Source organism: Neobacillus sp. OS1-32, from assembly GCF_030915425.1.
Classification (GTDB): domain Bacteria; phylum Bacillota; class Bacilli; order Bacillales; family Cytobacillaceae; genus Neobacillus; species Neobacillus paridis.
Genome location: NZ_CP133263.1, coordinates 4,198,705 through 4,224,040, shown reverse-complemented (window position 1 = coordinate 4,224,040; position 25,336 = coordinate 4,198,705). Strand labels below are relative to the sequence as shown.

General features: G+C 42.3%; 33 protein-coding genes and 1 pseudogene. 5 read left to right on the top strand and 29 right to left on the bottom strand.

The genetic code is table 11. The features are described from left to right. Positions 1-110 precede the first annotated feature (110 nt). A complete protein-coding gene (locus RCG24_RS20730; RefSeq protein WP_202655677.1) occupies positions 111-341 on the top strand; it encodes a DUF378 domain-containing protein in 231 nt (76 codons plus the stop codon). A 91-nt stretch (positions 342-432) separates the two neighbouring features. On the opposite strand, the gene RCG24_RS20725 is transcribed toward RCG24_RS20730, so the two are convergent. Together RCG24_RS20725 and yugI are read right to left on the bottom strand one after the other, a co-directional pair. Then, positions 433-1,635 carry an ornithine--oxo-acid transaminase gene (locus RCG24_RS20725; protein ID WP_308077940.1) on the bottom strand — a complete coding sequence of 401 codons (1,203 nt, stop codon included), beginning with the start codon at positions 1,633-1,635 and terminating at the stop codon, positions 433-435. Between the two features lie 165 nt (positions 1,636-1,800). After that, on the bottom strand, positions 1,801-2,199 hold the full coding sequence (yugI, locus tag RCG24_RS20720; RefSeq protein WP_308077939.1) for a S1 domain-containing post-transcriptional regulator GSP13: 399 nt from the start codon (positions 2,197-2,199) through the stop codon (positions 1,801-1,803). A gap of 231 nt (positions 2,200-2,430) precedes the next feature. Between yugI and RCG24_RS20715 the strand changes: the two genes are divergently transcribed. Next, complete coding sequence (locus tag RCG24_RS20715) at positions 2,431-2,658, top strand: helix-turn-helix domain-containing protein (protein ID WP_308077938.1); 228 nt, start codon at positions 2,431-2,433, stop codon at positions 2,656-2,658. Positions 2,659-2,887: 229 nt separating this feature from the next. Further along, on the top strand, positions 2,888-4,051 hold the full coding sequence (locus RCG24_RS20710; RefSeq protein WP_308077937.1) for a MalY/PatB family protein: 1,164 nt from the start codon (positions 2,888-2,890) through the stop codon (positions 4,049-4,051). A gap of 59 nt (positions 4,052-4,110) precedes the next feature. On the opposite strand, the gene gndA is transcribed toward RCG24_RS20710, so the two are convergent. From gndA to RCG24_RS20680, 6 genes are all read right to left on the bottom strand, one after another. Further along, positions 4,111-5,523: an NADP-dependent phosphogluconate dehydrogenase gene (gene gndA, locus RCG24_RS20705; RefSeq protein ID WP_308077936.1), complete on the bottom strand. Its 1,413-nt coding sequence runs from the start codon at positions 5,521-5,523 to the stop codon at positions 4,111-4,113. 70 nt (positions 5,524-5,593) lie between these two features. Next, positions 5,594-6,805, bottom strand: coding sequence for an alanyl-tRNA editing protein (locus RCG24_RS20700; RefSeq protein WP_308077935.1), 1,212 nt, complete (start codon positions 6,803-6,805; stop codon positions 5,594-5,596). A gap of 202 nt (positions 6,806-7,007) precedes the next feature. Continuing rightward, positions 7,008-7,211, bottom strand: a complete 204-nt coding sequence (locus RCG24_RS20695; protein WP_308077934.1) for a hypothetical protein — start codon at positions 7,209-7,211, stop codon at positions 7,008-7,010. 170 nt (positions 7,212-7,381) lie between these two features. Then, positions 7,382-7,879 carry a superoxide dismutase family protein gene (locus RCG24_RS20690; protein ID WP_202655762.1) on the bottom strand — a complete coding sequence of 166 codons (498 nt, stop codon included), beginning with the start codon at positions 7,877-7,879 and terminating at the stop codon, positions 7,382-7,384. A gap of 130 nt (positions 7,880-8,009) precedes the next feature. Then, positions 8,010-8,219: a hypothetical protein gene (locus RCG24_RS20685; RefSeq protein WP_202655669.1), complete on the bottom strand. Its 210-nt coding sequence runs from the start codon at positions 8,217-8,219 to the stop codon at positions 8,010-8,012. Positions 8,220-8,296: 77 nt separating this feature from the next. After that, positions 8,297-8,833 carry a peptidylprolyl isomerase gene (locus tag RCG24_RS20680; protein WP_202655761.1) on the bottom strand — a complete coding sequence of 179 codons (537 nt, stop codon included), beginning with the start codon at positions 8,831-8,833 and terminating at the stop codon, positions 8,297-8,299. Between the two features lie 275 nt (positions 8,834-9,108). Between RCG24_RS20680 and RCG24_RS20675 the strand changes: the two genes are divergently transcribed. Further along, positions 9,109-9,492 carry a kinase-associated lipoprotein KapB gene (locus RCG24_RS20675; RefSeq protein WP_308077933.1) on the top strand — a complete coding sequence of 128 codons (384 nt, stop codon included), beginning with the start codon at positions 9,109-9,111 and terminating at the stop codon, positions 9,490-9,492. 36 nt (positions 9,493-9,528) lie between these two features. Here RCG24_RS20675 and kapD read toward each other — a convergent pair whose 3' ends face one another. From kapD to RCG24_RS20635, 8 genes are all read right to left on the bottom strand, one after another. Beyond that, positions 9,529-10,152: a 3'-5' exonuclease KapD gene (gene kapD, locus RCG24_RS20670; protein WP_202655667.1), complete on the bottom strand. Its 624-nt coding sequence runs from the start codon at positions 10,150-10,152 to the stop codon at positions 9,529-9,531. 160 nt (positions 10,153-10,312) lie between these two features. After that, positions 10,313-10,696, bottom strand: a complete 384-nt coding sequence (locus tag RCG24_RS20665; RefSeq protein WP_202655666.1) for a hotdog fold thioesterase — start codon at positions 10,694-10,696, stop codon at positions 10,313-10,315. Positions 10,697-10,823: 127 nt separating this feature from the next. Continuing rightward, positions 10,824-11,042, bottom strand: a complete 219-nt coding sequence (locus RCG24_RS20660; protein ID WP_308077932.1) for a hypothetical protein — start codon at positions 11,040-11,042, stop codon at positions 10,824-10,826. A 258-nt stretch (positions 11,043-11,300) separates the two neighbouring features. Further along, positions 11,301-12,809 (bottom strand): leucyl aminopeptidase, encoded by a 1,509-nt coding sequence (locus tag RCG24_RS20655; protein ID WP_308077931.1) that lies wholly within the window; start codon positions 12,807-12,809, stop codon positions 11,301-11,303. 61 nt (positions 12,810-12,870) lie between these two features. Next, positions 12,871-13,251, bottom strand: a complete 381-nt coding sequence (locus tag RCG24_RS20650) for a DUF309 domain-containing protein (RefSeq protein WP_202655663.1) — start codon at positions 13,249-13,251, stop codon at positions 12,871-12,873. Positions 13,252-13,380: 129 nt separating this feature from the next. Then, entirely contained in the window at positions 13,381-13,986 is a 606-nt protein-coding gene (locus tag RCG24_RS20645) for a 3D domain-containing protein (protein WP_202655662.1), read from the bottom strand. Positions 13,987-14,099: 113 nt separating this feature from the next. Further along, complete coding sequence (locus RCG24_RS20640) at positions 14,100-14,417, bottom strand: YuiB family protein (RefSeq protein ID WP_202655661.1); 318 nt, start codon at positions 14,415-14,417, stop codon at positions 14,100-14,102. A 187-nt stretch (positions 14,418-14,604) separates the two neighbouring features. Beyond that, on the bottom strand, positions 14,605-15,831 hold the full coding sequence (locus RCG24_RS20635) for an NAD(P)/FAD-dependent oxidoreductase (RefSeq protein ID WP_308077930.1): 1,227 nt from the start codon (positions 15,829-15,831) through the stop codon (positions 14,605-14,607). Positions 15,832-16,271: 440 nt separating this feature from the next. Here RCG24_RS20635 and RCG24_RS20630 point away from each other — a divergent pair, with 440 nt between their 5' ends. Beyond that, positions 16,272-17,270 carry an NAD(P)/FAD-dependent oxidoreductase gene (locus RCG24_RS20630; protein ID WP_308077929.1) on the top strand — a complete coding sequence of 333 codons (999 nt, stop codon included), beginning with the start codon at positions 16,272-16,274 and terminating at the stop codon, positions 17,268-17,270. 40 nt (positions 17,271-17,310) lie between these two features. Here RCG24_RS20630 and RCG24_RS20625 read toward each other — a convergent pair. From RCG24_RS20625 to RCG24_RS20565, 13 genes and pseudogenes are all read right to left on the bottom strand, one after another. Then, a pseudogene (locus RCG24_RS20625) lies at positions 17,311-17,403 on the bottom strand (iron-sulfur cluster assembly accessory protein); the annotation flags it as partial. 279 nt (positions 17,404-17,682) lie between these two features. Next, complete coding sequence (locus RCG24_RS20620) at positions 17,683-19,419, bottom strand: hypothetical protein (RefSeq protein WP_308077928.1); 1,737 nt, start codon at positions 19,417-19,419, stop codon at positions 17,683-17,685. A gap of 2 nt (positions 19,420-19,421) precedes the next feature. Further along, positions 19,422-19,739 carry a hypothetical protein gene (locus RCG24_RS20615; RefSeq protein ID WP_308077927.1) on the bottom strand — a complete coding sequence of 106 codons (318 nt, stop codon included), beginning with the start codon at positions 19,737-19,739 and terminating at the stop codon, positions 19,422-19,424. A 190-nt stretch (positions 19,740-19,929) separates the two neighbouring features. Beyond that, a complete protein-coding gene (locus RCG24_RS20610; protein ID WP_308077926.1) occupies positions 19,930-21,021 on the bottom strand; it encodes an SU10 major capsid protein in 1,092 nt (363 codons plus the stop codon). After that, positions 21,021-21,455: a hypothetical protein gene (locus RCG24_RS20605; protein WP_308077925.1), complete on the bottom strand. Its 435-nt coding sequence runs from the start codon at positions 21,453-21,455 to the stop codon at positions 21,021-21,023. The genes RCG24_RS20610 and RCG24_RS20605 overlap by 1 nt, the downstream gene beginning before the upstream one ends. Before the next feature lie 131 nt (positions 21,456-21,586). Then, positions 21,587-21,739: a hypothetical protein gene (locus RCG24_RS20600; protein ID WP_308077924.1), complete on the bottom strand. Its 153-nt coding sequence runs from the start codon at positions 21,737-21,739 to the stop codon at positions 21,587-21,589. 167 nt (positions 21,740-21,906) lie between these two features. Continuing rightward, positions 21,907-22,326, bottom strand: coding sequence for a hypothetical protein (locus tag RCG24_RS20595; protein ID WP_308077923.1), 420 nt, complete (start codon positions 22,324-22,326; stop codon positions 21,907-21,909). Further along, a complete protein-coding gene (locus tag RCG24_RS20590) occupies positions 22,326-22,544 on the bottom strand; it encodes a hypothetical protein (protein ID WP_308077922.1) in 219 nt (72 codons plus the stop codon). The genes RCG24_RS20595 and RCG24_RS20590 overlap by 1 nt, the downstream gene beginning before the upstream one ends. 353 nt (positions 22,545-22,897) lie before the next feature. Next, positions 22,898-23,344: an HNH endonuclease gene (locus RCG24_RS20585; RefSeq protein ID WP_308077921.1), complete on the bottom strand. Its 447-nt coding sequence runs from the start codon at positions 23,342-23,344 to the stop codon at positions 22,898-22,900. 156 nt (positions 23,345-23,500) lie between these two features. Beyond that, positions 23,501-23,668 (bottom strand): hypothetical protein, encoded by a 168-nt coding sequence (locus tag RCG24_RS20580; RefSeq protein WP_308077920.1) that lies wholly within the window; start codon positions 23,666-23,668, stop codon positions 23,501-23,503. A 76-nt stretch (positions 23,669-23,744) separates the two neighbouring features. Beyond that, entirely contained in the window at positions 23,745-23,960 is a 216-nt protein-coding gene (locus RCG24_RS20575; RefSeq protein WP_308077919.1) for a helix-turn-helix domain-containing protein, read from the bottom strand. 86 nt (positions 23,961-24,046) lie between these two features. Beyond that, a complete protein-coding gene (locus RCG24_RS20570; RefSeq protein ID WP_308077918.1) occupies positions 24,047-24,535 on the bottom strand; it encodes a hypothetical protein in 489 nt (162 codons plus the stop codon). A 258-nt stretch (positions 24,536-24,793) separates the two neighbouring features. Next, a complete protein-coding gene (locus RCG24_RS20565) occupies positions 24,794-25,333 on the bottom strand; it encodes a helix-turn-helix domain-containing protein (protein WP_308077917.1) in 540 nt (179 codons plus the stop codon). Between the last annotated feature and the right edge of the window lie 3 nt (positions 25,334-25,336).

Genomic DNA, 25,336 nt, shown 5'->3' with positions numbered 1-25,336 from the left:
TCTCCTATTAGTTATAATGTATTTTTTTTTAAAAAACCAGTTTTGGTTCATTTGAATAAATTGCCATCAACTGTCAAAGCCTAATACTAATCCAAAAAGGAGGTATCTGCATGAGCGCTATTCAACGGATTGCCTTGCTGCTGACGATTATCGGCGCAATCAATTGGGGATTAATCGGTTTTTTCCAAATTGATCTTGTAGCGAGCCTGTTTGGCAGCAGCAATAATCCACTTGCAAGAATTATTTATGGCTTAGTCGGAGTTGCCGGTTTGATTAATCTTGGACTTCTGTTTCAAACAAATGATGATTACATGAACAAGCCTGAAGTCAATCGAACATAGAAAGGAAACCGGGCAAACGATCCTCTGCCCGGTTCATTATTCCCTTTTCACTTGTTAGTCTCAAGGGTACTTGGTAATTTCCCTTACCATTTTATGCCCCGAGTACTTTCATAATTCGTTCCAATGCCCAGTCCAATTCATCTTTCGTAATGACCAGCGGCGGAGCAAAGCGGATAACAGATTCATGTGTTTCCTTGCACAGCAGCCCTTCTTCTTTTAATTGCTCACAATATTTCCGGGCTTTATCTTGTAATTCTACGCCAATAAACAAGCCACGGCCGCGTACTTCTTTAATAACAGGGTTGTTTATTTGCTTTAGCCTGTCAATAAAATATTCCCCAAGCTCCAATGACTTTTCGGCCAGTTTTTCATCCACGATCACATCAAGTGCGGCAATGGAAACAGCACATGCCAGTGGATTTCCGCCAAATGTTGAGCCATGTGAGCCGGGATTAAAGACTCCTAAAATATCTTTGTTGGCAACGACACAAGAGATCGGGATAACACCGCCGCCAAGCGCTTTGCCAAGAATATAAACATCAGGCTCAATTCCTTCCCATTCACAAGCGAACATTTTACCTGTCCGACCCAAGCCTGCTTGAATTTCATCGGCAATAAACAGGACATGATTTTCCTTACAAAGTTCAAATGCTGCCTTAAGATAGCCCTCAGGTGGAATCACAATCCCTGCTTCACCTTGAATCGGTTCCACTAAGAATGCTGCTGTATTTGGCGTAATTGCCTGCTTTAAGGCTGCCAAATCTCCGTATGGAACAAGCTTAATTCCCGGCAGCATCGGGCCGAATCCCCGTTTATATTCTTCATCTGAGGACAAGGAAACTGCTGTCATCGTTCTGCCATGGAAATTACCTGTGCAGCCAATAATCTCAGCCTGATCAGCGGCGATTCCCTTCACATCATAGCCCCAGCGGCGTGCCGCCTTAAAGGCCGTTTCGACAGCTTCGGCTCCTGTATTCATCGGCAATGCCATATCTTTATTTGTTAGTTTACAAACTTTTTCATACCACGGTCCAAGCTGATCATTATGGAAGGCCCTGGATGTTAACGTTACCCTGTCAGCCTGATCCTTCAATGCTTGAATGATCTTCGGGTGGCGATGACCTTGGTTGACGGCGGAATAGGCGCTAAGCATATCCATATATTTATTGCCTTCTGGATCCTCCACCCACACTCCCTCTGCTCGTGAAACAACGATTGGTAGCGGATGATAGTTATGTGCTCCATATTTCTCTGTTTGTTCAATGATGTTTTGTGATTTTTGCGTTTCAGTCATTTTCATTCCCTCACTTTCCATAGAAATATGTACATACTACTATTGTAGCCTAGGAACAAAAAAGAGTGAATAGTTCACAAAACTTTAATAAGTCAGCAATATCAATTTCAGCCAAAAAATAAGAAAAAGCCTAGTCTGCAACCGGGCATCTTAGGCTTTATAACATTATTTTTTGATTTCTTCACGTTGGGATTGATCAATCCATTCTTGAAGCTTTTCTTTTAAAGTATTGAAACCCTGTTGCCCGTCGCCTTCGGAAATAATGGCTGCCGCCTGGCGTCTCCGCGGCTTTCTTGAACGTACTGGCTGGTTTACAGGTGGTTCTTCAGTGGCCTTGATCGATAGACCGATTTTTCCTGCTTCTTCATCAATGGATAAAACTTTCACCTTAACCTCGTCGCCCACTTTAAGGTGATCGTGAATATCTTTCACGTACCCATGGGTGATCTCGGATATGTGGACAAGTCCTTGATTATGATCGTCTAAAGCAACAAATGCACCATATGGTTGGATTCCCGTTACTTTACCTGTTAAAATACTACCTATTTCAATATTACCTGTCATGAAAACACTCCTAAATAAGTTTATTTATACCCTTTTATACGCAGTATAAAATTATAACATATTGAAGCCGTTTAAATCAAAACCTATTCGGGACAAACAAGGTTAAGATCGTTAACCAATGTGAAAATATCCGAAAATCGTAACAGAATGTTCAAATTAAGTCTAAAAAAATAATCATTATCATGTTAATCTTATATTGAGAAAGTATATTTTCTATAAGGGGTGAACAGTATGAATACGATTGGTGAAACAATTAAGGCCGCTCGGGAAATGCAGCAAATGTCGCAGGAGGAATTAGCCCAAAAAGTTAGAGTCGGTACGCATACAATTGAAAAATATGAATCTGATGAACAAATACCGAGTACGCAAACGATTTTAAAGTTGTCTACTGTTCTGGATATTGCGGTTACAGATCTTTTGGAAAAGATCCCTACCCAGCCCAGCAATGAAAAAAAATAGTGACTCGTGCTGCTACAAAACTTAGCATTTTTTAAACTTCAACGTATAGAATAGGGGAAATTTGGCAAATATAATCACATAAGCTTTCTAGTATTCCCCCCTTTTTAGTGGACAACCGCCATGGTTTGTCCACTTTTTTTATGTACAGTTAGTGTTTAACAATTACTTGGAATCATTTATCATATTAAGTGAAACTGGTAGGATTGAAATTATTGGAGGTGGCGTAGTTATGACGATATTTGATGAAAAAATTGACCGTTTAAACACCGCTTCGGTCAAATGGGAAGCAACAAAAGAGGTATTTGGCGAAGCTGATTTGTGGCCGATGTGGGTGGCTGATATGGACTTTAAACCGCCGCAGGCCGTGATTGAGGCGATTCAAAAACGAGCTGATCATGGAGTTTTTGGCTACACGTTTATCCCCGAATCGACCAAACAAGCCATTCAAGCATGGGTGCTAAAAAGACACGGCTGGTCCATTGATCCTTCATGGCTTATTTACTGCAGCGGTGTTGTACAGGCCATTAGTACCGCGGTTCAGGCATTCACAGAGGAGGGTGACCGCGTATTACTGCAGTCCCCTGTGTATACGCCATTTTTTAATATGATTGAACAAAATAACCGGATCGTCGTGAATGCACCGCTTATTCTTGAGAATGACGGCTATAAAATAGATTACACCAGATTTGAAGATGCACTAAAATCAGGCTGCAAGCTTTTCTTATTATGCAATCCGCACAATCCCGGGGGCCGAGTCTGGACGAAAGAGGAGCTATCAAGAATCGGTGAGTTATGTCTAAAATATAACTGCCTGATCCTTTCCGATGAAATTCACTCCGATTTAGTTTATAAAGAGTATAAACATATACCGATTGCTTCCTTAACAAATGATCTATCGGAAAATGTCATTACCTGTATTGCTCCCAGTAAAACGTTTAATTTAGCAGGCCTGCAAGCTTCGGTGGCGATTATTAAAAATACCAAGCTGCGAAAACAGTTTGACGAGACATTAAAGCGGCAGGGTTATTTTTCCCTCAATACCTTTGGCATCATTGCAATGGAAGCGGCTTATCGTGACGGTGAAGCCTGGCTTGAGGACTTAATCGATTACCTACAAGAAAATAAACAATATGCGCTCAGATTTTTGCAGGAACATTTACCGGAAATCAGTTGTGTTAAGCCGGAAGGAACATACCTGCTCTGGCTTGATTGCCGCAAGCTTGGGTTATCGGATGAGGAATTGCGAACAGCATTGCTGCAAAAAGGAAAGCTGGCCTTAGAACCGGGATCAAAATACGGACCTGGCGGCGAAGGCTTTGTCCGCATGAATATCGCCTGCCCGAAGGACTACTTAATCGAAGGACTCAAGCGTTTGAAAAACGCTTTGAAATAACGGTTAAATCTCAGATTTAGTAAAAGCCGGACGCGAAATAAAGTCGTCCGGCTTGATGATTATTTTTCCAACCATTCCGTATGGAAGCTTCCTTGCTTGTCAATTCGCTCGTAGCTGTGAGCGCCAAAGTAATCCCTTTGTGCTTGCAGCAGATTTGCCGGAAGCACCGCACTGCGATAGCTGTCATAATAGGCAAGAGCACTCGAAAGGCCGGGAACGGGAATGCCGGCTTTGATTGCCGCCGAAACAACTTCACGAGCCGCCTCCTGATAATCCGCCGTTACTGATTGGAAATAAGAATCAAGCAGCAGATTCTCTAACTGAGGATTTCGTTCATACGCATCCATGATATTTTGCAAAAATGCCGCTCGGATGATACAGCCCCCGCGGAAGATCTTGGCAATTTCACGAAGCTGCAAATTCCAATTATATTCCTTGGAGGCAATTTGATATTGGGAAAAACCTTGAGCATAAGAAATAATTTTACTAAAATATAGTGTTTTACGGATTTGCTCAATAATTTCCTTTTTATTGCCAACAACTTTATTCTGTGATGGTCCTTTTAACCATTTACTTGCCTTCACACGTTCATCTTTCATGGCCGACAGAAAGCGGGAGAAAACCGATTCGGTAATCATTGTTAATGGAACACCCAGATCAAGCGCATTTTGACTTGTCCATTTACCCGTTCCCTTTTGTCCGGCACGGTCGAGGATAACATCGACTAGTGGTTTGCCAGTCACCTCATCGATTTTTGTAAAAATATCAGCCGTGATTTCAATTAAATAGCTATCAAGTTCTCCTTGATTCCATTCCTTAAATACCTCATGAAGTTCGTTGGCCGATAATCCCAGCAGAGACCTCATTACATGATATGATTCACAAATCAGCTGAATATCGCCATATTCGATGCCATTATGAACCATTTTCACATAATGACCGGCACCATCGGGACCAATATATGTACAACACGGCTCACCGTTCACCTTGGCAGATATAGCCGTTAACAGCGGTTCAACTGCCTCGTATGCTTCCTTTTGTCCACTTGGCATAATCGCCGGCCCTTTAAGCGCCCCTTGTTCACCGCCGGACACTCCAGCGCCGATCAACAGGATCCCTTTTTCAGCAAGTTCTTTATTCCGGCGGATCGTATCTTGAAAAAAAGTATTACCTCCATCGATCAAAATATCGCCCTTATCTAAATAAGGCAGCAACGATTCAATTGCTCGGTCGGTAATCACTCCGGCAGTGACCATTAAAAGAATTTTCCGCGGATGTTCAAGCGATTGTATGAAAGCTTGAATGTTCGCTGTTCCAACAATATTTTTTCCTTGATGATTTGCTAATAGTTCATTTACCTTTTCTTCTGAAAGGTCATATATAGCTACAGAAAAGCCTTTGCTTTCAAAATTAAGTGCCAGGCTTCTCCCCATTACACCGACACCCACCACACCAATTTGTTGTTTTTGCACCTAAACCATCCTCTCATGGTGTATTATTTTTTCGTGATGACAAACGTGGTTATCACTCTATTTTCTACGGCTATGCTTGCACATTTTCCTGTTTTAGCAGCGTGAACAGATGCTCAAGAATTTGTTCGCCGGACATAGATAAGTCCCCGCCGCCTTGGGCAAATGAAGGATTGCCCCCGCCCTTGCCGTTAATCAATGATAAAGCATTAGCGATCAAGTTTTTCATATTTTCTGATCTTCTATTCCCCCTGGCACATACAAGCTGAAGGCGGTTTTCATTTTCGGAAACAGCTAGAACCAAGGCTGCGTCATCTTCGATTGTGATCGTTCTGGCCAGCTTTTGCAGCTCTTGAATCGAGCGATTATGAAAGACGCGGCTAATCACATGGTTCTCGTCAAGATTTGTTCGCCGCCATTCTTGGGCCTCATATTGCAGCAATTGCTCGCGTGCCTGCTCCAATGATTTATCTAGCAATTTTCCATTTTCCAAAATCCTGGTGACAGCTTGGACCATTTCGCTCTCCGGGGAATTAAGCAGCTTGGTTAAGTCCTGCAATACCTTTTGCTTTTGTCCCAATTGGTTGATGACACGTTTTCCACAGACAAATTGCAGGCGGATGTTTTTTCTTTGTCTTTCCCAGGTCAAGATTTTAAGGGCACTGACCTCACCGGTTCCATGCGGATGGGTTCCGCCGCAGCCGTTGTAATCAAAGTCCTTGATCATGACAAGCCGGATATTTTCTTTTACTTTTGGCGCTTTCCGCATCGGGTATTGGGACAACTCATCCTCAGTGACCCATTTTATCTCAATCGGCCTGTTTTGGATAATGATTTGATTGGCCAGTTCCTCCGCTCGGGCTGCTTCCTCTTCCGTTAATTGTTCAGTCTCCAAGTCAATCGTGACAATATCATTCCCTAAATGAAAACCGACTGTATCGTAATCGAATAATTGTTCAAATGCGGCTGATAAAATATGCTGGCCACAATGCTGCTGCATGTGATCAAATCGTCTTTCCCAGTTGATCTGACAGTTTTTCTCCGCTTCAATTTCCGACAAAGGGGCTTCAAGATAGTGGCGGATTTCCCCGTCTATCTCTTCTACATTGATTACTTTGCTGTCACCAATCATTCCGGTATCATATGGCTGCCCACCGCCGGTCGGATAAAAAGCCGTCTGATTTAACACCACGTACCAGCTGCCATTCTCATCCTGGCTCTGCTTTAAAACTACGGCTGAAAATGATTGTAAATATGGGTCGGTATAAAATAATTTGTTCGTCATCGTTTCGCACTCCCATTAGGTAAACTTCTATCCTAATTGTTAATAAAAATGAAAAATAAATCAAGTTGAAAGCAAACTGCTGATCAACGAATCTATTACAGGCAAAAAAAGGTGTAATTGAATTATACCTCTAAAAAGCGGAAAAAACCTGTCCTTTAACAGCAACAGGCTTTCTTCCAAAGAACCAAATGAATTCGTTCCTTTATTTCTTGTCTGTTTTTCGCATGCCATAGTATGGAGCCGACATTTGCGGATAGCCTTGGTAACCTCCAAATTGCGGATAGCCATGATAACCGCCCATTTGCGGGTAGCCCATTTGCGGATAGCCTTGAAACCCCCCCATTTGTGGATAACCCATATGCGGGAAATACTGACCTGGATACATGCCGAATTGCCTTTTTTCCATCTAAATCCCTCCTATACAATCTCATGGTAGTGTATGTACAAAATTTGGGATAAGCTTAGATTTTTACCTATAAAAAGAAAAAAGGGCGGTCTCTATGGGAAGACGCCCTGTTTTTTATGAAACTGAACACTTCACCATAAAGTGAAACTTCCATCAGTAGGGGTTTTCTGCTAATCATTAGAAATCTCGCCGCAGGCAATCCGCTTGCCCGAGTTGCCTGCCGGCTGTGTCATTCCATCGTCCTTTCCATCGTGAATGACGATGGAGGTACCGTCTTTGGTAAACAATGATTTCTTCCCATCCTTTAGGGTAACATTGGGTGCCATTAAATCCGTTTTAACGGAGCCGTCATCTTCCACAACCAGGTTAGGGAGGTCCCCGGCGTGTGCCCCTTTTGGATAGAGAAGTCCATGGTCTTTACTCTCGGGATTAAAATGGTCGCCGGCCGATTTAAAATCGGGCGGTTTACATTTTCCCTTATTATGAATATGAATCGCATGCTCACCTGGTGGCAGCCCTTTTAAATTCACCGTAAGTTTTACACCGCTTGATTGTTCATCCAGCTTAATCGTCCCAAGTGAATCCCCGTCTGCATTATACATTTTTACATTTGTCTTTGTTATTTGTTTTTCCGTACACCCAGTCAGCAGGAGCAGCGGAACAATCATCCAAATCTTCCTCAATGTAATACCTCCAAGATCGACAATTTGCCCTTAGTATGGGGATTTTCCTCAGTCGTTATACGATGGTAATCAGTCCTGATTTAATCTGGAAGGTAAAAAAAGGAACAGCCCGTCATTAGCTGTCCTGATTGGGAGTTTGCTTTTTTAGGATTTTATCTTCTAATTCCTTAGCTCTATCTGCTTCCCTTTTAGAAACCTTGATAATCAGGCGCATTGTGAAAAATGCCCCGATTAAAAAAATCATAAAGCTGATGGCTGCCGGAATATATTCTGATTTATCTTCAGGAAAATATAAAAACAAAGACAATACAAGTGGATGAAACATCTTTTTACTTCCCTTCTTAAAGGAGCTTATTAACCATAATTATAGCAGTAAAAAATGCTTCATACCAAGAAACCGGCTTATTTTAATAGTTTTATCGTCTGGATCACCACATCTTGTTTCGGTTTGTCTTTCGCATCAACAGGTACAGCGGCAATTTGATCTACCACATCCATTCCTGAGATTACTTGTCCAAATACCGTATGGCGATGGTCAAGCCAGGGAGTGCCGCCATTTCTATCATATGCTTCAATGATTTCGCTTGGATAGCCGGCTTGTTCCATCTGTTGTTTCATCGATGGATCGAGTTTTCTGCTTTGCACGATAAAAAATTGACTCCCGTTTGTATTGGCACCAGCATTTGCCATCGACAGCGCTCCACGCAGGTTGTAAAGATTATGAACAAACTCATCCTCAAACGGTTTCCCCCAAATACTATCCCCGCCGGTACCATTACCGTAAGGATCGCCTCCCTGGATCATGAAATCTTTAATTACCCGATGAAAAATCAACCCATCATAATAACCTTCCTCACTGTGCTTTACAAAGTTTTCCACTGCCTTTGGCGTATACTCCGGGAATAACTTGATCTTAATATTCCCCATCGATGTTTCCATTTCTACGAGCCTTTCGTTCTCAGCCACTTCTGTCGTCAGCTGAGGATAAACGGAATTTGCCACTTTTTGATCTCCTTCCTTCTGTTCTGTTTTGGCGCTACTGACATGCCTGAGACACTGGTGCCAACCCAGGAACAACCTTTTTTTGAATAAGCAGAGGTAAGAAATTCTTCATCTTATCTTTCCTCTAAATTTCACTTTATTACACTTTGTTTTTCATTTTCCGCGAATTCATACTAAAATAGAAGTATCAAAATACTTTTAGGGGTGTTCATATGCCTGAATTGCAAATCGGGACTATCGTAACAGGGATTTATAAGACAGGAAAATATATTGGGGAAATAACGGATATCCGTCCGCAGCATTATTTAGTTAGAATACTTGGGGTGTTGAAGCATCCTATGCAAGGGGATCTGCACAATCCAAAGGACGCAGATGTGATGATTTTTCATGAACGCCGAGCACTTGCCTATAGAGAGCAGGCCAATATTCAAAAACAAATGGTCAAGCCATTTACCGAGGAAATCCCAAATTATTGGGATTCCCTAAAGGAAGCAGTGGAAAAAATGAAGCAGGAGCTTGAGGCAAATTCGACAAAGTGGGCAGAAATGAGTCTAAAAAATCTGCATTTATTAGAAAAAGATTATTTTAAAGCATAATTTAAATGGCCAAATCAATTTGAACGATTTGGCCATTTACGCAAATTCATTTAATAATTTCGAGAAATCCACCCGATCCCCAATCGTCGTCGGTTTCGGTTTTTCCAAGTAGCGTTTATCCTTTTCCACCAGCTTGAATATATTGTAGGTAGTCAGCGCATCGTCAAGTGCCCGATGATGTCGTCCTGTCCCTTCCTTGCCATATTCCTGAACGGCTTTCCAAAGACCTGTTTGATTTTGGTCGCCAAAAAAACGTTTATATTCCATCGATAAATCTAATTCAACAGCATTCAAAGGGAATTTTACGCCTGCCTTTAGACAATTATGACGTAGAACTTTCATATCCATATTTCCCCAAGTGACAATGGTAGTGTCTAAATTATTTTTATTAAATTCTTCCAGTTTCCGAATAAAATCATAAAAGGACAGCCCCGAGTCAACTTGCTGCTGTGTAATATGTAAGAATGTCTTACAACGTTCGGTTAGTTTTGGAAATTTGAGAGGGGTCACAAAAGAAGAAAATTGCTCGATAATCTGATCATTCACGACTGAGACAATCCCAACCTCAATGATTTCCGCATAAAAATCCTTCATCCTGACATTCCGTTCCGGCATTGAAAACTCGAAATCAATAAATAAATGTTGCCGCTCCGTTCTCATGGTCTTCACCCCCTTTATCACCATTGGTCTTGTAATACATTATATAGCGAAACATGTACAAAAAACTGTGCTTTTTTTCTATTTTTATTTATTTCATTATAACACGATTTCACAAGCATTTTTTTACAAAAAAAGATGGTCTATTATACCATCCTCAACATTATTTAGTCTTTTTAATAATCGCCATGGTACATCTGGAAACACAAATAAGCCGATCCTGTTCATCCGTAATTTTAATATCCCAAACCATCGTTGTTTTGCCGCGATGAAGGACGGTGCCAACCGCAGTTACAAGACCTTCTGCTTTTGGACGCACGTGATTGGCGTTAATTTCAAGTCCTGCGACTGCCTCTGTTTCTTTATTGACCAATTCATAGGCACCAAGACTCGCTACTGTCTCGGCTAAGGCAACCGAAGCGCCCCCGTGTAAGATGCCAAATGGCTGGCGCGTTCTTTCATCAACCGGCATCGTGGCAATGACTTTTCCCTCTTCCAGATGGGTAATTTCGATTCCTAACGCAGCAATTAACGTATTTTCAATCATTTTCTGCCTCCATGTTTTATCAGTTTGATTTCCCCAATTAGGAAATTTTCCTATACACTATTCTCCCTTTCATCATGATTTTCCTTTTTTTTGTATAAAAAAAAACAGCCGCAGCTGTTTTTCATTTCTAGTAAAAACCGGGGAATCCGAAGCCTGGATAGCCAAAACCGGGATAACCATATCCAAACGGTGGACGCAGCACTGAAGCAGCACCAAGTCCGCCGCCTATACCACCGCCAATTAATCCTCCTAAAAAGCTCAACCCGCCTACTGCCAATAACGGCCAGCCCCAACCGAAAAATCTTTGGTCCGGAACCGGATAGGGACTGCGATAATATGGGTACATGAAGGCCTTACCTCCTTAATATTTACTATACTATTTCATATGCCGGAAGCGGGCCTTTTGAGTGGGCGGGCTGTGGTTATTGCTTCGGATTTGTTTGAGCTATGAGAACTGAACAGTAACTTTTTCCGGCCCGGAGGTTCTCTTAAACGGGTCATGAGATCATTTCCGGCTGTTTCCATCATTCCGCAGTTCTCATAAACGCTTCATGAGATCATTTCCAGGATTTTTCTTGGTCGCTGGGTTCCCAAACCGCTGCCGTTATTTTTCAATCGGTTCGAATCGTTCAACGAACAATGCAAGCGTACGAACCATGACGCCTGTTGCCCCTGCAGGACCGAGGTCATAGTCTTTGGAAGCGGTGGCGGTCCCGGCAATATCTAAATGGACCCATGGGGTTTCTTCGGCAAACTCACCAATAAACGCACCAGCGACAATCGCATGTCCCTCGCTCCCAGGCGAGTTATTTAAATCGGCAACTTTACTGTTACGGACGCGTTTCTTTTCCGACTCAAACAGCGGCAATTGCCACATTTGCTCGCCGGCTTCCATCGATGCCTCCAATACTTGCTCATATAGCGGCTCATAATTGGTCATCGCTCCAGTTGTATGCACCCCTAGTGCAGTGATGACGCCGCCGGTCAACGTGGCAACATCAACCAAATACTCGGCACCGTGATGCTTCGCATAGGTCACGGCATCCGCCAATACTAAGCGCCCTTCAGCATCGGTATTTAGCACTTCAATTGTTTTTCCACTCATCGAGGTGATCACATCATCCGGTTTAAAAGCCCCGCCGCTAATCATATTATCGGTAGCGGCAAGAACGGCAACAACATTCTGTTCCGGTCGAAGCTCACCGATGATTTCCATCACTCCAAGAACAGCTGCCGCGCCGCCCATATCGGTTTTCATTCCGACGATTCCGGTTTTTGTCTTAATCGAATAACCGCCCGTATCAAAGGTGATCCCCTTTCCGACTAAACCGATGACATCCTTCCATTCGTCTTTACCTTGATATTTGAGCACGATCATTTTTGGCGGCTCGTCAGAACCTTTGTTAACCGCCAGAAATGCCCCCATGCCTAGCTTTTCAATTTCCGGTTTATCTAATATTTCGACTTCAAAATCATACTTGGCAGCCAACTCAGCAGCATAGTTTGCTAAATCTGTTGCCGTCAACATATTTCCCGGAGTGTTCACAAGCGTTCTTGCCGAATTTGTTCCCCTGCCAAAAGCATAGCCAACCGTTAAAGATGCCTGAACATCCGCTTCATCGGCCGATTCACTGTACACCGTTAGCTGCTCAAGCTTTCGCTCCGGTTCATTCGATTTTTGCCGATAGCCATCGAATTGATAGCTGGCAAGAGCAACGGCTTCACTTAGCGCATGTGCGGCATCCCGTCCATCGAATTTCTCAGTGATGAAGGAATCTAAATAAACGGCAGCTTCCGTCAAGCGGCTGTTCTTCACTTCTTTAAAAAGTTTACCAAATGACTCGCGTAATTGATCAAAGGATAGTTCTTTTTCCTTTCCAAGCCCGACAAACCAGATGCGTTTAGCAGCAATTTTTCCTAAACTATGTACTTTACTAATCGATTTTAACTTAGCCGAAATATCTCCGGATTTAACAAGCTCTGTCAGCATTCCAGCAAAACGTTCATCCAGTATTGCTAACGGACCGGAAAACTTCTCTGGTTGGTCCAATAGACCAATAATCAAGCCTTCATGTTCCGCTGATAAATCTAATTCTGTTTTCACTTGAAACATGATCATCACCTCCGCATTATTCGTATCAATTATAGCGAAAAAACAGCATTATTTCGACTTTCTAATCATCTTCTAAATATAGCAGTAAAGTTGGTAATTGGGGCAGTTCACCAATTCTTTCATAAGGGATACTATCAAGATCCTTGGGAAATGTCATCAGGCACTCTTCAATGAAAGGATAGACCTGCTCCAAATCCAGACCCCAATATTTTGGTCGATAGTCCTGTAAATAATAATAGGCAGTAAGCATCATCATCCTCGCACCCTTCACATTTCCGTAGGAATAGTGATAGAGGGAAACACACATTTGCAATAACCCTTTTAAAAATAAATTCTGCTTATCTGTCATCCATATTTCTTCCAATAAATCATGACATGTATAATAATCCCCTTCATTAAAGCTGACAAAAAACTCATAATACTCGATTGGAAAGTCCTTCATCCCGGTCTCCACCTTCAAATATACTTAAACAAAAAAGTACCATAAAAAAGGGGATTTAAGCAAAGCTGAGCTATCCTTCCGATGAACCTTATTTTTCCTGGCAACAAAAAAAACAGGTGCGTGACCTGTTTATCTTTTTTCTGATTTCATATATTGTTGGCGGAATACTTGCAATGCCTTATCTTCATTTAAGGCCAGCAACCGCTTCTCCGTTAATGAGCCATCACCTTTTTGAATGACATACACATCGACCTGTTTTTTTCCCCATGAGCGGTACACTTCTTCAACGGTTTCAAAATACAGGTCTAATTTATTCCCCTTAATCGCTCCCCCTTTATCGGCTACGACCCCATAACCATATCCTGGAATAAAAAGAATCGTACCGATTGGGAATACCGTTAAGTCTGCAGCTATCGTGGAAAATAGGTCGCGTTTTACCTTAACCCCGGAATAGGTAATTCCGTACTCCGGATGGTTTCTATTTTTTCCTGTTGATTCATATCCAGCGGTGTAGCCTGTGGCTGTCACCGTATATTTTGGGTACTTGGACCAGTCAAAGGCTTCTTCCAAGGAAGGGGTCCCCGATACATTTTTGCTGGTGGAGAGAACATTGGCCAAACGGCTGACTAATGTTTTCGCGTCCACTCCAGACAGCGATTGGAATGTTACAAATAATGCGATCATGAATAAACATGTCATCACGAAACGCTTTGTCCACTTCTTCATTTTATTCATTAAAATTTTTCACTCCTCCCAAAATATTCATTCCCAAGATGTTAGGAAATATTCAAAAAAGAAGGGGAAAAATTTTAAAAAATAAAAACCTCTCACCGACAGGCAAGAGGCTATTAAAACATTTGATATCCTTTTTTTCGTAAAAGCTTGATGGTAATCCCTGAGGCAATCGCTCCGGCAAGGCCGCTAAGCAAAATAATAATATCGGCGGAAGCTAGGGAGGTTATCCGCTGTCCTAATTCCTGAAAGGCATATTTGCTTTTTACAAAATAATCAAGAACACGCACTTTATCGATAATAAAAATAACAATAAATGGATAAATCACAGTCATAACCCAGGTCATGCGCAGGATCATATTTAAAATGAAGCCGATTCCAAAAAACAGGACAAAAAATAGTACAATTGAGATGAGCAAAAACGCAATATTCATCAAAATCCCCCTTTAACCATCAATTTTTAGTGTACTGAATGGAAATGGAGGAGTCAATGAAAATATATGCTTCAGAGGCATGTCCCCCCAAAAAACGATGAAAGGCTGTTGAAGCCCGTCCTGTCGGATCGGGGACAAAAAAAGACAAGGATGTAAAAATCCCTGTCCTTCATCGCTCAAGATCGAATTATAATAATTTCAATTTTCCCTTTTTCAATACAAGGGAGACACCGCCGATCATATAAAGGGCGCGATTGTCGATTACCTTTTTCATAAATGCGGCTTTGCTGCCGGTCAGTTTTTTACCAAACACAACGCCGATCGCATCATCTTCCCCTAATGAACATACTGTGCCCTTGTTATCAAATTTGAAGTTTTCCAACTGTGACTGATTACGGATCAGCGCGGCGAGATTGCGAGCAACCACTTCACCCTGCTGCATCGATATTTGTGCCGTTGGCGGATAAGGACGATTGATTTCTTCATTAATCACAAGCGAGCTGTCACCAATAACAAAGATATCATCATATCCCGGTACGCGGAGGTCGGGTTGGACCTTCACCCGTCCACGCATCGCTTCAAAGCCAGATTTCTCAATGATTGAATTTCCGCGGACACCGGCTGCCCAAACGACTGTTCCCGCTTTAATTTCCCATGGCTCTTCATCGCCTTTGGCCACTAAAATTCCTTCAGGAGTAGCTTCTTTAATGGCGGTACCAATTAAAAATTCCACGCCTCTCCGTTGTAACTGCGACACTGCATAATCGACCAGCTCCGGATCAAAACCAGGAAGTACCGTTGGCGCTGCTTCAACACAAATAATTTTCACTTTTCCTTGATCGATATCGTACTCATGGCATAGTTCAGGGATGCGGTTCGTTAATTCTCCAAGGAATTCAATCCCGGTAAAACCTGCTCCGCCAACAATAATCGTCAACCGATTGTCGTCTTTTTCTTCTTCCATATTATAAGTGGCAAATTGGTATTCAATATGCTCGCGTAATTGACGTGACGAATTAACACTGGTAATGCCAAAAGCATATTCTTTTAAGCCTTTAATACCAAATGTTTCCGGTTCACCGCCAAGTGCAATGACGAGATAGTCATACTCCACTTCGCCCTTTTCCAAAATGACCTTCTTTTCATCCTTTTTGATTTCAACCACTGTATCTTGAACGAAGTCCACCTTACTGTGATCAATGACATTTTGAATATCATAACGTACTCGATCATGATGAAGTGTACCCGCTGAAGCTTCGTGTAACCAAGTTGTTTCATAATGATAGTCATTTTTGTTCACCAAAACAATATCTGCTTCATTAACCCCGACCAGCTTTTGCAAGCGTACAGTCGTTAATAATCCACCGTATCCGGCCCCAAGGATCACGATTTTTGGCTTTCTCAACTTAATCACTTCCACCCTTTTTAATAATGTTTATTTTATTTTCCACTGCTCTGTACATTTTTATTTTAAAAAGTAAGAAAATGTATGTGATAAACTTCACGAATAAATGCAAAGAAATCAATTGGTTTCCAGGCTTTTAAAAATATACTCCCGTCAACCTTTCAACATTACCATTCACTTTACTATTTTTCATAAAAATGTACTTTTTTTGTCACAGAATCTTAACAATATTCCCTAATACATCTTATGCTAGTTTTCTCACAAATTCAAGCTATTTACATCATTTATTTTTACTTTACATCATTTATTTTTACTAAATAGAAAAGAGGCAAATTATCTCATTAAGTTACAACCGAAAAAATGCGTATTTTGCAGAAAGTTAGGAGAAATTTTTTGTTTTATGGTATGATAATGTGTGGGAATTGCAACTACTAGTTGGGGGGATCATTGTGAAGGAAGATCAAAAAATATATGATATTACGGTTATTGGTGGGGGACCCGTCGGCTTATTTACTGCCTTTTACGGGGGAATGAGACAAGCATCTGTGAAAATTATTGAGAGCTTGCCGCAACTGGGTGGTCAATTAACTGCACTATATCCGGAAAAATATATTTATGATGTTGCCGGTTTTCCTAAAATTCGTGCTCAAGAATTAATTAACAACCTAAAAGAACAAATGGCTAAATTTGAACCAACAGTGGCACTGGAACAATCGGTTGAAAAATTAGAAAAACAAGAAGACGGAACATTTAAATTAACAACCAACTGTGAAGTTCATTATACAAAGACGGTTATTATTACCGCAGGAAATGGCGCCTTTCAACCACGCCGGTTAGAATTGGAAAGTGCTGCTAAATATGAACGAAAAAATCTGTATTATTTCATCGAGGATCTCAATCAATTTGCCGGTCAAAAAGTCGTCGTATTTGGCGGCGGAGATTCTGCGGTCGACTGGGCCTTAATGCTTGAGCCTATTGCCGAAAAAGTGACGATTGTCCACCGTCGGGATAAATTCCGTGCCCATGAGCATAGTGTTGAAAACTTATTTAATTCTAAAGTAGTAGTAAAAACACCATTTGTTCCTGCTGATTTAATTGGCGACGATCATGGCATTAAACAAGTAGTGCTGGAAAGCGTTGCTGACAAGAGCCGGGAAACAATTGATGTGGATGCCGTTATTTGTAACTACGGCTTTGTTTCATCGCTTGGTCCAATTAAAGAATGGGGTCTCGAGATTCAAAAGAATTCTATCGTTGTCAATTCCAAAATGGAAACAAATATTCCGGGAATCTATGCTGCCGGTGATATTTGTACCTATGATGGAAAAGTAAAATTAATTGCAGCCGGTTTTGGCGAAGCGCCAACCGCCGTAAACAATGCAAAGGCCTTTATGGATCCAAAGGCAAGAATTCAGCCATTACACAGTTCTTCCATGTTTGATAAATAGATTAGAAAAGGCGTCCACCATTGGACGCCTTTTTTGCTATTCAGCATTCTTCCGGTGTACCCGCTGCCGTTGCAGTGCGGAACGATGAACCGCAGCCGCAGGAAGCAATCGCATTGGGATTATCGATGGTAAATTAGTCGGTTACGTTTACGGTCGATTAAACGCGATAATATCAACGTTTGCAGAGCTTTTTGACGATTGTTTTTGTTCGTTAGGATTATTAACAACGCCAGTTCATAGCGATGTATGTCGTTAACTCTATATTACCCAAACTTTTCCGCAAGTACAAGCGAAATATGTAAAAAACGCCAGCCCTGCAACCGCAAGGCCAGCCGCATTTAATCAACTGCATCTACCACAAAATAATTATCGCTATCATCATCGCCAATGACGATTACTTGATCGCCTTTTTTTATGCGCCTGCACCTCCAGCAAGCTCAATCTCACGTGTAATTGCTTCGAGTAGCTTCCTTGCTGTTTGCCTGTCGGTTGCACCGCCTTGAATGATGATATTACCAAAATGGTACGTATTTCCACCGCTACCGCCATCATTATATGCCTTCGCTTCCTCTGGCGTTAAAACGCGCTCATTTTTATGCAAAGTCGCTTGATAGCCGTTGTAAGGTACGCGAGTCAATCCGCTTGCATAAGATTTAGGTTTATGACCGAATTTGCCAGCGCTACTGCTGCCGTTGCCGGTGCCGCTCGATTTCTTTTTCTTACCGATCACGTAATCAATTACTTTTTTACCGACAAATTGGGATGCTTTATTTGTTAAAAATTCATTTCGCGTTTTAGAGTCCGCCAGCATATTAAGCACCCACGAGTCTTTAATTGCTTTGTTAACTCCTTGGACAATACCGCTACCAATTGCCGAGCCAACTTTAATCGCTACCGGCATTAATGCTTTAGTTGACGCCTCAATTACGGCTGCAAGTGATTGGATTAACGTATCAACTGTTTTAGCGATCTTTTCACTTCCACCGCCATCTAGCCAGTTTATAAAGGAATCGAAAATGTCCGAGATAATCCATTCTACTTTGCCAAATAACGTCGTTTTCTTTTTAAACTCCGAGTCGTTTTGGATGCTCTGAATCCAGTTACCGATACTTTTAGCGGCCTCAACGAACCCAGTCGCAATATTTTTTAAAATATCTGCGCCAGTTCTTTGAAATCCGCTTAGTTTATCGCCTTCCATGCCTTTATTAATTTCGTCAATGAATTTTTTAATTACCGTTAACGCAGGCTTGCCCATATCGCGCATAATAACTTGCGTTTTTTCTTTTATCTGATTCCAAATGCCTAAAGTTGTATTTCCCATTTTCTTTATCAAATCATCGGTAATCCGATACTTATTCAATAATTTATCGATTGCGCCTATCTGCTCTTTGACGGGCAATTTTTTAATCGCGTTCCACTCCGCTTTTGTGCCTATTTCAAATCGCCTTTGAATCGAGAATGCATCGCCGGAAAATAGCTCCTTCATACTGAACACTGCACCTTCAACCCCTTGAAAAGGATCTAGCGCTACAAATCGCTCGGCCAATCGAAACATCTTCTTGAGTGTCGGAATTGACTGTGAAAAGGCGATAAATGACTTCGAGTTTGCAAAGATGTCCTGCGAATTTAATAGCGGCGAGTCTATCGCAAGTTTATTCATTTCATTCATATACTTAGATGCCTTTTTACTGTTTTGAAACATTGCTTCTATTGTAACGGCACTTTGCTCGTACTTTGCCGCCTCGCCAATCGTATTGTCAAAAACCTTTCTCGCAGCCGCTGTACCGCCGATTGCAGCCGCTAAGCCAACGAACGCATTTTTAAGCGAAAATATTCCGCGTGCCGTGCCTCCTAATAGTCTAAATCCGTCGCCTAGTCGTCCAGTCTCTATTCTTGTCAGTTGAGTCGTCCTGTTTAATCGCTCCATTGCTCGTTGGTTACTTTCCGTTTGACGCGCGAATCGACCTAATCCATCGCGAAGTCTGCCGTTTGAATCTATCCAGCGTTGATTCGCTCTATCTAGTTGACTGGTAGTGCGGTTTAATTGGCTAATTATGCGCTGGTTGCGTTCTGCCTGGCGTGCAATCCTACGCAACGGGTCGCTCATGCGGTCGTCTAACCTTAACCTTGCACGTAAATCAAAAGCCATCGTTACTGCCTCCCTTCTTCGTCTGCTAGAGCGTCAATCATCGCTTCAATTTCGAGCCATTTTGACTGTAATTCGCCCTCTATTATGCTTGCGCGATATCTATTACCGCCATTTAATACCGTTGCATACTCAATTAATTGGTCGACCATGCCAACGATATTTGTCGCTATTCTGCCGAGCCTTTTATCGCCTTGAAGTGTGGTCATTGTTCGCTTAGCGTCTGCTAGTTCGTTGATGACGCTTTGCGGCACCATCATCCGGTAAAGTGTAACTTTGTTTGCGAGTAAGCCAAACCGCAGTAACTCCATATTTCCATCCATTTCATTTGCCTCCTTGGTTAAATTTCTCCCGCTCCGGCACGTTTTAGCACCATCATCGCGAAGTTATGTATAAGGCCAGCCGCGGGACTGGCCATTTCGGAGGTCTGTCTGCGCTCCACTGCGGCAATGCCAAAACCGCAGTTTAATTGCGCAAAATAAAAACGCCTTATTTTTATTGGCGTTAAAGTGTTTAAGCTAGATTTTTAATGCGAGCGTGAGCTTTTTCTTGTCGGAATTCAAGCGTGTACTCACCGACTAACATGCCTTGTGTGCGGTCGCCTGTTACTCCTAATAACGTGTGGTAAAATGAGCGGTCACCCAACGGGCGAATTTTAACACGGTTAGTGTCGATGAATAGCAACTCGTCCGCTTTTAAGTTGTCGTTCATCACAACCGGGAACATTCCGAAGTCATTTTGAATATAGTCGACTACTTGACCGCGAGTATTTTCAGCGCGAACAAGACGCAATTTATCGTTTTGCAAGTCGCTGATTTTGCGTTTTTGCTTGGCGGGCACGATAAACGCATACTGTCCGCCGCTAGAAAATCCACCATTAGAATAAACACCTTGCGAAATATCATTCAGCATGTCAATTGTGATATCCTTTTTGGTAGCGTCGGTAACATTCGTTTGGATAAAGTTACGGATTCCGCGCATTTGACGAACTTTCCCGTTATCAAATGCCAAGCCGTTGATTACAGCTTTTTCAAGTTGAAGCGCGAGCTCTAATTCCTTTTTGGCTTTCTCATAGCCGTATAGGTCGCTGATTCCGTACTGACCGACTGTTTGAGCCGTTCCCGAAACCTCGACGCTATCGTCAAAGATTTGCGTTAAGTTTTCAACCTTTACGCGTTGTTTATAACGGGCTTCCCTTGCTGCTGCCCCTTCTTCGCCTTCTACGAAGAGAACTTCGATTTCAGTATTTGCTGCAATTGCTTTTGCGGTTGAACCTGCGTAGCCCCTAACGACCGTCAGCTTTTTCGCTGTCGAATCAACGGACTTAACGAGTACCATTTCTTCGTCAATCTGCGCTACTACGTCACCACGAAATGGTTCAACACTCTCGACTACTAATTCCGTAGCTGCGGCGGTTGCTGCCGTTGTGACTTTTGATTTGGTAGCAAAAACTTCGTCCTCGTACCATACATGCGTGGTAGAAATGACTGGATCACTAAATCCTAAAAGGTTAATCATTGGCGTTTGATTTGGATTTAATAATAAAATTTCGTCAACCACCGATTGTTTTTTTCCAATTAAATCAGAATTGTAAATTAATGTCATTATTTGTTACCTCCAAATAGTTTTTGTTTTAATGCACTAAAAGCGGCAATATCCTCTAATTTTCCGGACTTGCGCGCCTTGTCGCCTGCTTCTTTTAGTAATGTATCGGGCGATTTGTCCGGGATTATTTTCCCGGAGTTAGACGGCTCACCCAATGGCTTTTGGATGTTTTTTTTTGAACCCGACACGCCAGCGAGAATATCAATCATTTCCACAAGGGTATCCACACCTTCTGCATCGTTAACCTTTGAGAAATCTAGGAACGGCATCACTTTGTCAATGTTGCTGATACCTTTTGCACTGGCTCTACGGTAAAAATCGTATTCTATGGACTTTCGTTGAAGTGTCGCCTTTGTTTCATCCAATTCCCGTTGGATCGTTTCGATGTCCGGCTCTTGATGTTGCTCGTTTACTTCCGTTTGCTTTTCTTCCAATCTTTATTCCCCCTTTTATTTTGTTTTTATGAATAGATTGCGGTATTATCAAACTCTCGCAATCTAGCGCATAGGTTTTATTTGTTAAGACAAAATATATTTGCGTTTTTTGTAATCTCTTATAAAAAACGTCATGACCGCACCACCTGCCGCAGCTTGTCCGTTTGTTCCTCGCCTATAATTGCATCCATCGTAAATCCATACGTTTCTTTATCTCGCCTATTTCTCTTGCGTTCTTGGTCGCGCCGCTTGCGTGCTTCTTTGCGTTCTGCCTTTTTGTCCATTGTTACCGCTCCTTTTTATTGGTTTAGCGCTTGTGCAATAAGTTTGCCAGCCTGCATCCTCGTATTTTTGCTTTTGTTGCCGCCGCTTGCAGGTCGTTTTTAACTCACAAAATCGACATAGTACCTTTATTTCAGTCATAACTTGCAACCTCGCTTTTTATAAAATTTTAAGAACAAAGACATTCTTTTTCACCTTCCGTAGTTTCTAAGTCTTTAAGTCTCCGTGTCTCCTGCGCTTGCAAATACGTCAAATAATCTTCAACATTTCGCCCATTTTCTAGCGTCAAATTCAAAGACATGGCGCCAAACATTATCGCCCTATCTCTTGCCTGCTCAATCGTTCCCATTAGAGCAGTATATTTCGATAAATACCGTTCATCGTATCGCTTTTCGGTTGCAACAACCTCACCATGTGGCGCCACAACTTCGAAAAACGTGTTATAACTGCCGTCATCGGTCTGCGTTACTTCAAAACGAATTATCGCCTTACGGACAAGGCCGAAAATATGCTCGCCAGCTCGCTCGAAATAACTGCCGGAATAGTTGTTGCCCCAATACTCATTAACTAGCGTTAGACATTCGACCATTAAGCCCTCACCTTCCGTCTTTTACGTCTTTCATCGTAGGCCCTATCTATAAAAATACTTGGTGTCCGGAACATGATCGTATTCATTGACGTATGCCGCCCAAACTTAATAAATTGCGTTCTCTTGCCGTCTGTCGCCTTAACAACTATTAATCTATCGTTTGCCGGCATTTCAGCACATGGCAAACATACCATGATGTTTAACTTATCGCGTTTCATCGCCAGTCCCTCCCGTTAGCATTTAGGCGTGCTATTAGCTTGTATTTGCTAAAATTTCAGGCTTGCAACCCGCTTTTTTACACTCCTAATCATCGCCGAGTATAATAAGTCTACCCGTCTACTAATCTGCCAAAAATGCCGTTACAACCTCGGTTTATATAACCGCACTTGGTTAGCGTCTGCATAGCCTTCGACAGCAATCACGCGCCCGTCTGCGTCTTTGTGTGTCCGTATAATATGCGAATTGCCCAGTATTTTCCGGATATGTGGCGGGTAAGTCGAATAAACGCGCCAGGTTCCGTTGATTGCGTCGTAATGGTAAATGGTTTCTTGTTCATCGCGTGGGTAATAGCTCAACCGCCAGCCACCGCCTTTTTAGTAACATGCTTGCGATACCACTCCTCGCTATATTTACGCTGTAACTCAAGTAACTCCGCTTGCATCTCCTCGACGGTTACGCCTTTACGTGCCGCCATTAATGCTACGATTTCCGACTCGAATTTGTAGCCGTAGTTAAATTGAAACCAATCCGACGGATCCGTGTTTTGCTTTTGATAGTTTTGCGCGAAGTCGACGACAATCACGTTCCAGGCCGCGTTAGCCCCTCCGCGTGACATCGGGATAATATGCTCCAGCGTCGGCTTGACCGCAAACTTGCCGGTATAAGCACATCGCCCGCCCGATAATGCGAAAATATAAGCAACTTCGTCAAGCGTTAACGTGTCCTCGACGCCGTATTTTTTAGCTTGCTTCTTTGCGTCGCGCCAGGCAGTGCGGATTTTATTTTTCTGCCGCTGCATTCGCCAGCGCGCTGTTTTGCGCTCGCAGTCGGTGCAGTGGCTACGGTCGACGCTGTAAAATTGGTCTAACGGCTTCGATTGCTGGCATCGTGTGCAAGTTCTCACACCGCAACACCGCCAATCATGTATAGCGCCAGTAATGCCCAAAACGTCAATTTACTTGTAAAAATCTTCTCCATTCTCACTCTCTCCCTCACTCAATAGTTGTTCTATTCCCGCTATTACCCTGCGGATTTCCTCGTAAACTTTAACGCCTGATCTGCTTGCATTACATAACGCTTGCAAATAGGCGATAAGTAGCTCAACTCGCGTTCCCTTATCCACTCGCTCACCTCTTGACTTTCTTGTGATAGTTCAGTTAAAATATAAAAAAACTTAATAAAATGATATAATGCGCTACCTATGTGCTTTCACAAAAACGTTCGTAAAAAATAAAAAATTCGTCCGGCATCTGCGTCTCAAGACGAATTAGTTTAGCGCGAACATAATCAGATAAATCACGCTGGCCATTTTCAATCGCGCAAATTGTACTCGCTGCAACTCCGATGCGCTTGCCAAATACTTCCATCGACTCTCCGACATAATAACGGAGTGCTTTCGCTTTTATTCCGTTCATCGTTATAACCTCCCTTTTATTCCGTCAAACTTCTAAAAAATACCGCCCTGTAACGGGCTTTTCTACATATACCTTTTTGTCGCCACTTAAAAATCGAAGTCAATCGTCATTTTATTGCGGTTACCTTCTCCGTAAATACTTCGCTTTGCCTCGATATAATCCATCACCGCAAGGCCATCCGGCTTTTCGTATTTCCAGCCTATTTTTACCATCGAGTACTCATTAATCCAGTACGGATATTCCGTCCAATATACATAATCGTCCATTAAGACACGTTTGCGCGGTTTTGGATTAAGCAGTTCAGCGTCGGCCCGTTGTCGGGCCCTTTGCATCGTTTTAATGCTCCGTTTGCAATCGTCCGAGCATGTCCGCCTTGTATTACGCAAACTATCATCGCGCCAGTAATAACCGCAATACTGGCAACGTTTAATGCGCTTGTCCGATGCGTCGTGCAGCTCGCCTTTTAATAACGCAGCAATTACCGGCGCCGCTTGCTCTCGTGTTAGCCCTTCCGTTAATTGTTTCGCGAACTCGATAGCGCCTCCTCCCGGTTGTCTGTAAATGATTTCCCCCATGTTTATTCCCCCACGTTTCTGTAATGCCTACGTATCAAAATGATACGTAGCGTGTATCTTTATTTGGTTTTCTTTCAGAAAAACATTTGCGAAAAATACCATATAAGCGCAGCGACATATGAGCGTTAGCGAATATGGCGCAATGTATATTTATTTCGGTATATTTATTTCGGTATATTTATTTAACGTATCAAAATGATACGTAGCTACGTATCAAAATGATCTGTATATACGTATCAAAATGATACGTAGGAATAATTAAAGCCAGTTGTCTAGTCCATTTATGTCTTGACCGCCTGTCTTTCCCGATGCTATATTAGTGCTATCAGATATTTTCGCAGGCTCGACGTTCCCAGCGTCGGGCTTTTTCTTTGCAAACCGTGCCTTGCTGGCCGCCTCGCTCGCTCTTATTTTCGCAAGTCTTTCTTTCATATACGGCTCAACCTCCGGAAACTTCGCTTTTAGTTCTTCAATCGTTGTAACTGGCTTCTTGAGGATATAAACGTTATTCTGCGCGACAGTTGATTTCTTCTTTTCTACTAAATCGAGCTTGACCAACGTTTTAATACATCGTTTAACTGTCGCCTCCCCTAGTCCGGATTCTTCTGCAAGTTTCCATATATTTGGAAACGCATAACCGTAATCCGAGTTCCAATTATCAAATAGTAACTCGTAGATCAATCGGACATTCCCGTTAAAATCCGGATGTTGTGTATATATTCGCTTTAAACTGTTAAGCCCAGGCGAATAGTACTCCGAAATTTTAAACGGGTACTCTTTTTCCTTCTTATCCCCCATGTA